We start from the raw sequence: 1,513 nt of genomic DNA, 5'->3' as shown, positions 1-1,513 counted from the left end.
CTCCTTGCGCCAACGGAACAACTGGCTGACATGGATACCGGCCGCGCGAGCAATCTCAGAGATAACCGCGTCCGGCTCAAAGCAGGCAGCGACGAGGCGCTCTTTGTCCTCGCGTGACCAGCGCCGACGGCGCTCTACGGACGTGATCACCTCAATTGGATGCTTCGTCATATGACTACTCCTAGCGTTACCACTAGGACTGCCAGTCAGTAGCCCGTCATCGCAAGACGGCTTTCACCGTGGGCTTACGGCGAAGCCATTCTGGAAAATCTGCGCGTCTTGGGCAAGCCGCGGGTGATCGAAGTGGCAATTCCAGTCGCTCTCACCGGATGGGTGGCATCTCGGCTAGCCGAGCAGATCATAGCGGTCAAAGGTCACGAACCACGACTTCCAGGAGGCTTTGGGGCCGACATCTCTATCGAGTCACCGCTCCCGGCTGCCAGCGTTCTCCGCGTTCATACGGAAGGTGATCCGGACTTCGTAGTCATGGGGCGGGGCTATCCGCCGACGTACGTCGAACCATGGGGAGACGACGAGGAGTGACGCCGCAGAATACGAGATAAGGCTCGTGGCTTCGTCTGGATTTGCGCTGACCACTATTGCATTAAGGTATCTCAAGAACTCGCATGACTAAGACTCGCAGAGTTCGTGCTGACCGAGACTTACATGCCGAGGGTCGACTTTGCCGACCAATGAGGGGGGAATTTTGAGCGATCACAGAGTCATCGAGGGAGCAGTCCGCAACCTCGCAAATGCCATGCGTATATTCGGTGAACAGCATATGGATTTCGCTGCGACCTTCAAAGTCGATCGCGAGGAAGCGATTGATAATGTCGACCGCACATTCGAAATGAAGCTGGAGGCATTCCACACTTTATATGACGTATCGAGGGACATCTTCCCATACTTCGATCATGCCGACACCTCGCTGCTGATCGCTGTCAGGAATGGAATTCATCATCGTAACCACCCACTATTTTGCACCCTTAATCATCGGTTGCACATAGAAGACGGCGTCGAACGTTGGGCCGGGGCTTCTTTCCTCCTCGCGAGGCACCCCACCACTCACGGAGGGGAGATCCAAATGTCGCACCATGTGCGGTTGGACGACTTAGATGCACGCCTGAATCCTTTGGTCGCCTCGCAGTATCTCGACAGCTTCCTTAGTGGAAGTAAAGCAGAGAAGCGCTTCGAACTGATCAGCGCTGGATTGAGCCTGCAGACGATTCGAGACCGAGCATCGCAAGAGCGCTATCCTGCTGACCAAGTTTACCTCGACCTGATGCCTATTTTCGTGTCCGCGGTCTGCAAGGTTTTTAAGGCCGTGAAAACGGCTGGAATAGGCTTCAAAGGATTCGACGCTTCAACTTATGCCGAGCCTYTCACCTCCGAGCTGGCAGTCGACCTGAACCGACTGAGTTTCAAACGGCTATGGTTGCGAGGTTACGGTCCTCTCGATTTGATCCCCTTTCCCGTCTAAGACGTGAGYCTGCGGCAGTCAGCCGAACGACTC

General features: G+C 55.4%; 2 protein-coding genes. One reads left to right on the top strand and one right to left on the bottom strand.

All coding sequences use genetic code 11. The annotated features are described in order from the left end of the window. Positions 1-171, bottom strand: a 171-nt coding sequence (locus AC1D1Z_RS37325; RefSeq protein ID WP_477852304.1) for a transposase, incomplete at its 3' end; no start/stop codon positions are given. A 535-nt stretch (positions 172-706) separates the two neighbouring features. On the opposite strand from AC1D1Z_RS37325, the gene AC1D1Z_RS37320 reads away from it, so the two are divergent. Next, positions 707-1,480 carry a hypothetical protein gene (locus tag AC1D1Z_RS37320; protein WP_477853844.1) on the top strand — a complete coding sequence of 258 codons (774 nt, stop codon included), beginning with the start codon at positions 707-709 and terminating at the stop codon, positions 1,478-1,480. Positions 1,481-1,513 lie beyond the last annotated feature (33 nt).

The sequence above is a fragment of the Rhizobium sp. P1_E1 genome (assembly GCF_056406015.1).
Note: the sequence above shows the minus strand (reverse complement) of the source record. Positions and strands in the feature narration are given on the sequence as shown.